Genomic DNA, 317 nt, shown 5'->3' on the forward strand with positions numbered 1-317 from the left:
TTCTGGTGGCCGAAGTTCACCGGCAAGATGCTGGACGAGCGGCTCGGCAAGATCACGTTCTGGACGCTGTTCGTGGGCTTCCACGGCACGTTCCTGGTGCAGCACTGGCTCGGGGCCGAGGGCATGCCGCGGCGTTACGCGGACTACCTCGCCGCCGACGGCTTCACCGCACTGAACACGATCTCGACGATCTCCTCGTTCCTGCTCGGCCTGTCGATGCTGCCGTTCTTCTACAACGTGTGGAAGACCGCCAAGTACGGCAAGAAGATCGAGGTCGACGACCCCTGGGGCTACGGCCGTTCGCTGGAGTGGGCGAC

At 64.0% G+C, this 317-nt stretch carries 1 protein-coding gene; it reads left to right on the top strand.

Translation table 11 applies throughout. From position 1 onward, the window contains the following. Positions 1 to 317, top strand: a 317-nt coding sequence (locus V9U70_RS00510) for a cbb3-type cytochrome c oxidase subunit I (RefSeq protein ID WP_336672385.1), incomplete at both ends; no start/stop codon positions are given.

The organism is Streptomyces pratensis (assembly GCF_037137275.1).
Classification (GTDB): domain Bacteria; phylum Actinomycetota; class Actinomycetes; order Streptomycetales; family Streptomycetaceae; genus Streptomyces; species Streptomyces pratensis_B.